Annotated in this window: 6 protein-coding genes; 2 read left to right on the forward strand and 4 right to left on the reverse strand. The window is 61.7% G+C overall.

The features are described from left to right. Both EOA27_RS15910 and EOA27_RS15915 read left to right on the forward strand, forming a co-directional pair. Positions 1 to 792: aldehyde dehydrogenase family protein (locus EOA27_RS15910; protein ID WP_127256655.1), on the forward strand; the 792-nt coding region annotated here is incomplete at its 5' end. 122 nt (positions 793 to 914) lie between these two features. Further along, complete coding sequence (locus EOA27_RS15915; RefSeq protein ID WP_127256657.1) at positions 915 to 1,490, forward strand: DUF1349 domain-containing protein; 576 nt, start codon at positions 915 to 917, stop codon at positions 1,488 to 1,490. A gap of 120 nt (positions 1,491 to 1,610) precedes the next feature. Here the strand turns inward: EOA27_RS15915 and EOA27_RS15920 are convergent, their stop codons facing one another. From EOA27_RS15920 to EOA27_RS15935, 4 genes are all read right to left on the reverse strand, one after another. Then, positions 1,611 to 2,894: an O-antigen ligase gene (locus EOA27_RS15920; protein WP_127256659.1), complete on the reverse strand. Its 1,284-nt coding sequence runs from the start codon at positions 2,892 to 2,894 to the stop codon at positions 1,611 to 1,613. Between the two features lie 40 nt (positions 2,895 to 2,934). Continuing rightward, positions 2,935 to 4,026: an acyltransferase gene (locus tag EOA27_RS15925; RefSeq protein WP_127256661.1), complete on the reverse strand. Its 1,092-nt coding sequence runs from the start codon at positions 4,024 to 4,026 to the stop codon at positions 2,935 to 2,937. Positions 4,027 to 4,145: 119 nt separating this feature from the next. Beyond that, positions 4,146 to 5,324: a polysaccharide biosynthesis/export family protein gene (locus EOA27_RS15930; RefSeq protein ID WP_245491102.1), complete on the reverse strand. Its 1,179-nt coding sequence runs from the start codon at positions 5,322 to 5,324 to the stop codon at positions 4,146 to 4,148. A gap of 199 nt (positions 5,325 to 5,523) precedes the next feature. Beyond that, complete coding sequence (locus tag EOA27_RS15935) at positions 5,524 to 6,201, reverse strand: sugar transferase (RefSeq protein WP_042645112.1); 678 nt, start codon at positions 6,199 to 6,201, stop codon at positions 5,524 to 5,526. Positions 6,202 to 6,843 lie beyond the last annotated feature (642 nt).

Below are 6,843 nucleotides of genomic sequence, written 5' to 3' on the forward strand. Positions count from 1 at the left end.
GACGTCAACGCCATCTCCTTCACCGGCTCGGTCGGCACCGGCAAGCGTGTCGCTGCGGCAAGCGTCGAGCACATGCGCAAGTTCCAGCTCGAAATGGGCGGCAAGAACCCGCTCGTCGTGCTAGATGACGCCGACCTTGCCGTTGCCGTCGACTGCGCCGTCAACGGCGCCTATTTCTCGACCGGGCAACGCTGCACCGCATCCTCGCGCCTGATCGTCACCGACGGCATCCACGATCGCTTCGTCGACGCGGTGAAGGAACGCCTAGACAAGCTCATCATCGGCGATGCGCTGGATGCCAAGACGCAGATCGGTCCGGTCGTCGACCAGACCCAGCTCAAGCAGGATGAGGATTACATTGCCATCGGCCGCCAGGAAGGCGCCGAGCTTGCCTTCGGTGGCGAGCGGCTGGAGCGCGGCACGCCGGGCTTCTATCTGAAGCCGGCGCTATTCGTCGGCTCCACCAATGCCATGCGCATCTCGCGCGAGGAGATCTTCGGTCCGGTCGCCAATGTCATCCGCGTCAAGGATTATGACGAGGCGCTGGCGGTCGCCAACGACACGCCGTTCGGTCTCACCTCGGGCATCTGCACGACCAGCCTGAAGCATGCGACGCATTTCAAGCGCAATTCCGAAGCCGGCATGGTCATGGTCAACCTGCCGACGGCGGGCGTCGACTTCCACGTGCCGTTCGGCGGCCGCAAGGGCTCGAGCTACGGTCCGCGCGAGCAGGGCCGCTACGCCATGGAGTTCTACACCACGGTGAAGACAGCCTATACATTCGCCGGCTAAAGCAATTCCAGGAAAAGTGTGAGCGGTTTTCCGTTCGGAATTGCGTAGAAAACAAGGGGATAGGGCGTTTCGCCGTTTCCGTGAAACGGTGAAACGCACTAGCCCAATTCGGGAGGAGATCGATGAGCGTGGCCGACATGACATGGCTGAACCCGCCGCCGCACCACGCGGTCGGCGACGGCACGCTCACCGTCCGCACCGGCAAGGACACGGATTTCTGGCGCGAGACTTTTTACGGCTTCTGGCGCGACAACGGCCATTTCCTCTACCGTCCCGTCGAGGGTGACTTCAGCGCCGAGGTCACCGTCAAGGGCGACTACAAGGTGCTCTACGATCAGGCGGGGCTGATGCTGCGCCTGAGCGAAACGCACTGGATCAAGGCCGGCATCGAATACACCGACGGCCTGGCCTATTTCTCGGTCGTCGTGACCAACGACACCTCCGACTGGTCGCTGGTCGCCATCGCCGCCGGCAAGGACGGCGTCAGGATCCGCTTGACCCGTCACGCCGAGGCGATCCGCATCCAATATATGGATGCCGCCGACGGCCATTGGAAGCCGGTGCGGCTGGCCTACTTCCCGGTCTCGAAATCGGTCGATGTCGGCATGATGTGCTGCTCGCCGCAGCGCGAAGGATTCGAGGTGACGTTCTCCGATTTCGCCATCGGGCCGGCGATTTCCAAGGATTTGCACAACTGACATCGGGAGCGGTTGTGGACAAACCCACCCTTCTCTTGCGCACGCTGACGAAGCTGTTGAGGTCGAAAACTGTCGCCGCCGGCGCAGGTTTCCGCCCGGATTTGCGCTTGGCTATTCTGATCAGACCGGCGCCGGGACGCGGCCATTGGCAGGCCTTTCGTCCTCGGCCGGAACGGCCACCCTGCGGCGCCGGAAAGCCGGCAACGGGGTCAGCCTGAACAGGCCGTAATAGACGATGAAGGACGCCGTGAAGTAGGGGCCGAGCATCTCGACCTCGAAGAAGGAGCGGATCAGCATCAGTCCGATCGCGCCGGCAAGCACCACCGAATCGGCGCTCCAGTCGCCGAACACCACTTTCGACACATGGCCATAGAAAGCGCGCAGGATGACCAGCGCCAGCAGGGTGACGCCGATGAAGCCGATTTCCACCAGCGTCTCGACATAGGTGTTGTGGAAGTGGAAGCCCGAGCGGGTCGAGATATAGAATTCCGCCCACAGCCGCTCCGGATCGGCAAAACCCTGCACCCAGTAGGCGGCGTAGCCATAGCCGAGCAGCAGATGCTGCTGCGCCGCCTCCCAGCCCTGCTCCCACAGATAGGTGCGGCCGGTGAGCGTCGAATCCTTGCCGAAGATGCCGAGCACGACATCCAGCAGGCCGAGATTGAGCGCTGCCACGACAGCCGTCACCAGCGCGCCGGCGCCGACAACGAACAGCACGCGGCGATAGCGCAGCGACAGCACCTTGCTCATGGTGAGCAGCGACACGACGCCGATCACGGCCGGCAGCGAGGCCACGGACGTCGCCGAATGGGCGATTGCCAGCATGTAGACCGACAAAAGCATGATTGGCGCGGTCCAGGCGAAGCCAAGCCAATTGCGCCGATAGAAGACCAGGAACGCAAGGCAAAAGAAGATGCCGAGCGAGGCGAAGAAGCCGACCTGGTTCTTGGAACCGAAGGCGCCGACGAAATTGACGGTGCCGTCCATGATGTCGAGCGCATAAGCGCCGACTTTCATTGAATAGAGCAGAACGACGAAGATACCGATCAGCGAGCCCACCACCAGCGTGCGCACGCTGATGGTGCGCGCCGCGACATAGGCGCAGACGATGTGCGAGCTATATTGCACCGCCGCGCGCGCGCTGATGCCTGCCGCCTGGGACCAGAACACCGAGAGGCAGACATAGAGCGCAAGCGTGATCGGCAGCCACGCCGCGGAAAGCCTCCAGGTGAAGCGCCGGTAGTCGACGAACAGCAGCGGCAGCCAGACGGCATAGTAGGCGAGGATCAGGATCTGGCCGAAATTGGGCGAATAGGCGAAGGCGATCACGGAAATCGCGACCGCGAAGGCGCCGTAGGTCTCGTTGCGATCGGGATCGATCAGAATGGATTTCGGAATCTTCATGCCGGATTTTGTCCGTTGAGCCCTTCTTGAGTGAGCCGCGCTAAGCCACGGCTCGCGCGCGCCGCATCTGCCGCTGCAGGAAGCGCCGCACCGGCTCGTCATAAACGCGCGTGGCGATGTCCGCGATCGCGACGACCGAGGCCGCCTTGACGATACCGAACCAGGGATGGTGCGCGAAAGGATCGATGGAGAAAGCCTTGCCGGCTCCGGCGATGATCATCAGCATCGGCGTGTGGATGATGTAGATCGGGTAGGAAATCCGCCCGAGCCAGCCATAGATGCCTGACAGAAGCGGTGCGGTCGGCGCCACCGCGCCGGTCGCCACCATGATCGGGAAGACGATGACGATTGCCGCAAGATCGTAGACAACGCGCGCGCCGCCGGCCGGTGCGAGGGCGAAGACGGCAAGGGTGAGCAGGATCGCGCCCTCGACCCACAAGCCGCGCCGCAGGAAGCCGACGCTGCCCTGCCAGCGCGCCATGGAGCGGCAAAGCAGCACCCCGAGGAAGAACGAGAAGGTGACGCGCGGCAGCCCGCTGACGATGGTCTTGCCAGTCATGCCGAAATCCAGCGTGCCGGCGAAAACAGAGGCAGCGACGAGCAGGACGAGGCTGACCACGACGATCCCCGTCAGCACGCGCCGCGACAAAAGGACGAACACCGCGACATAGGCGATGTTGACGATCAGCTCGAAGAACAGCGACCACGAAGCGGGGTTGAGCGGGAAGATCGTGTGATAGGCGTCGCTGACCAGCGGGATGAAGAACATGCCTGTCGTCAGCTGCAGGCCGATCTCGGACAGCGGCATGTACTCGGCCGGCATCAGCCTGTTCTTGGCCAGCAGATAGAAGAAGCCGAGCAGCGTGCCGGCGAGATAAAGCGGATAAAGCCGGATCAGGCGGATCGCCACGAACGAGCCGAAGCCCATGCCGTTCTCGATCTTGCGGTCATAGGCATGCGCTATGACGAAGCCGCTCAGCAGGAAGAAAAGGTCGACCGCGAGATAGCTCGACGGCAGCACCTTGCCGTCGGCCAGGAACGGCGAGAAGTGATAGAGCATGACGCTGATCGCCGCCACGCCGCGGATGGCGTCGAGGTTCAGATACACGTGACGCGGGGCTGCGGGCTGCATGTTATGCCTTCAAGCGGTCCAAAACAGATCGCCCGCCCCCGCCGTGACGCGGACGAGCCTGATGTGTCCCTCCCGCCTCCGTTCCTCGGTTCGCTGCGTGCAAGCCGTGGCCGGCGACGCTACTGGCTGGTCGTCGGCGCCAGCTTCACCTTGATCACGTCGCCCGGCAGCACAGGCGTGTCTTCCTTGGCCTCGATCTCGCTCGTCTTGCCGTCGGCGACCCGCACCAGCGAATAGAGCAGGGGCGGTTCTTGACTGCCGGTGAGAGCGGCAGTCGTTGCTGGATCCGACGCCTGAGCGATCAGGCCCTTCTGCATGCCGACCCTCAAGGCCGCCTCGTTGAGGTTCGTCTCCGTTTGCTGCCGATCGGCAGTGAGGCTCGAACCCAGCGTGTTACGGGCATCGATGGCGTCCTGCTCTGCCTTGCTGATCGACTGCTTGGCGGTGAGGATAGCCGTCTCGTAGTCCAGGATCTTGCCTTGCAGGTCGGCGACCGTCTGCTGCGAGGAAAGCAATCTCGCATTGGCAATCAGCCCTTTCTGCGCCAGCGGACCGATGCTGTTTGCCTGCTGCTCCGCCAGATCGACCTGCTTCTGCTGGTTGGCGATCTTCTTTTGCAGCGATTCGATTTCCGACTGCAGAACACCCTTCAACTGGTCGAGCGCATCGAGCTTCAGCTTCAGCGACTTCTGGTCGGAAACCAGGATCGCCGTTTCGTCGGCGACGATGGTCGGTAATCTCGAATCGCCCTGGATTTCCTGGGGCACCTCGAAAGTCGTTTTCCCCGCCAGGTCGGCGTCGATGCGGGCTCGCTTGACCATCAGCCGCAAGCGCTGGTCGTCATAGATGTCATAGCTGCCCTTGGCGGTGATCAGATCCTTTTCGATCTGCGGGCCGTTGTCGGCATTGCGCCGAATGCCGCCGGCGATGCTGATTGCCTTGAGCACCGTCAGATCGGGCACGAAGGGAAACTGGCCGGGATTCTGGACTTCACCCGAAATGTAGAACGGCCGGAACTGCGCCATCTCGACCGAGGCTTCCGGCTTGTCGGGCAGCGCTAGCTTACGCTGCAGCGCGAGCCCGATCGCCGAGGCGATCTCGGCCGTCGTCTTGCCGGCGGCCTGCATGTCGCCGACGAACGGCACCGAGAGCGTCCCGCCCGGACCGACCGAATATTCGCCGTTGACGGCCGACCAGTCGCGGAACGTGCCGTCGACCGTCTGCCATTCGGCGACGCGGATGTTGAGCTTGTCCTGCGGGCCGAGCTGATAGTCGCCGGCGGCGGCGAATTGCGGCATGGCCAGTGACGCCGCAAGCAAGAAGCCCGCGACGCGGGCTGGTGTCCGAGATATGAGACTGCAGGCGAAAGACAGTCCGAAGAGGTCTTTTGTCAAATGAACGTTTCCGATCCGCTTTGGCCCCATCCGCCCGAATGAGATCACTGCCGGATGCCTACCCCGGTTGCCGCGGGGCAGGCCTGTTGGTCGATAGTTCCGGTCAATAGCTGCCGCGCGACATCCACACGGCAGGAACTGTCTTGAAGATGATGCGAATGTCCTCGAACAATGACCAGTTCTCGACATAATGGCGATCGAAGGCGACCCGCGTGTCATAGGATACGTCGTTGCGGCCGCTCACCTGCCACAGCCCGGTGAGACCCGGACGTGACTTCAGGTAATAGACGGCGGCGCTGCCATAGATTTCCAGCTCGTCGCGCACGACCGGGCGCGGGCCGACAAGGCTCATGTCACCCTGCAGGATGTTGAGGATCTGCGGCAGCTCGTCGAGGCTGAGCTTGCGAAGCACCGCGCCGACGCGGGTGACGCGCGGATCGTTCTTCAGCTTGCGCGTCGCGATCCATTCGGCGTTGGCCTCCGGATTGGCCGCCAGATAGGCGGCAAGCACGCGCTCGCCGTCCGGCACCATGGTGCGGAATTTGAGGCAGGAGAAAATCCTGCCGCCACGGCCGATTCGCTTGTGGCCGTAAAAGATCGGACCGTTGTCCGAAAGCTTGACCAGCAAGGCGACCATCAGGAAAAGCGGGCTGAGCAGAACCAGCCCTGACAGGGAACCGACGATATCGAAGCTGCGTTTGAGCAGACCGCCGATGGGGGGTGGAAAATCAACGCCGACCTGCGCAAAACCCGCATTAGCCGACTTGGCGACATCCCTCATGCAGAAGCTCCATACGTTGAACGGATGGTTTACGGCAAGATATCAAAAAAATGCTGCAGCGCAACACACAATTTCCCATCGCGCTGAAATGTTCACGTCATGAATTGACCAAATAATAAACCTTCCCTGCCCAAATTTTCACCTTTGTGGCGCGTTTATGACAAGGTGACAGAAAACCAGGAAAATGTAGTCCGCCTTTCAGGCCTTTTTTGGACAGTTCGTTCTTTGCTGCAGACGAAACGCGGTTGCATGGCACCGGAAGCACTCGCAACGGTAAGTTATTCAGGTAAAATACTATTCAAAGTCGCGGGTTTGACTGAGCCGAGAAAAGCGGCATTGAATAGCCGCTCAAGCCGCAGTGTGCGACGCAGCATGGCAGAGTCGATCTCGTAAAATCATTGGAAACCATACCTGCCGGGCCTTGCTCCGATCAGCCCGCCTTAATAGAGTCGCAAATTGTTCCTGTCATAGTCTGCATGGGTAAGGAAGGCCGGAAGCAACCGGCCGGATTGGGCAGCCAGAAAGAGCTCTTTGGCGCAACGGGGAGTTACGCGGGTGGGTAAGTCGCAGCTTCTGCATGCTCGTCTCGGTTGAGAGGCCGGCGAACATGTCTCTGCCAAATTGGCAGAGACATGTTCGCCG

Origin of the sequence: Mesorhizobium sp. M2A.F.Ca.ET.037.01.1.1 (assembly GCF_003998075.1) — a bacterium.
GTDB lineage: Bacteria > Pseudomonadota > Alphaproteobacteria > Rhizobiales > Rhizobiaceae > Mesorhizobium.

What these genes read in the sequence shown, in the direction of transcription:
- EOA27_RS15915 (WP_127256657.1), top strand. Translation starts at nt 915, where the DNA reads ATGAGCGTGGCCGACATGACATGGCTGAACCCGCCGCCGCACCACGCG.
- EOA27_RS15920 (WP_127256659.1), bottom strand. Translation starts at nt 2,894, where the DNA reads ATGAAGATTCCGAAATCCATTCTGATCGATCCCGATCGCAACGAGACC.
- EOA27_RS15925 (WP_127256661.1), bottom strand. Translation starts at nt 4,026, where the DNA reads ATGCAGCCCGCAGCCCCGCGTCACGTGTATCTGAACCTCGACGCCATC.
- EOA27_RS15930 (WP_245491102.1), bottom strand. Translation starts at nt 5,324, where the DNA reads ATGCCGCAATTCGCCGCCGCCGGCGACTATCAGCTCGGCCCGCAGGAC.
- EOA27_RS15935 (WP_042645112.1), bottom strand. Translation starts at nt 6,201, where the DNA reads ATGAGGGATGTCGCCAAGTCGGCTAATGCGGGTTTTGCGCAGGTCGGC.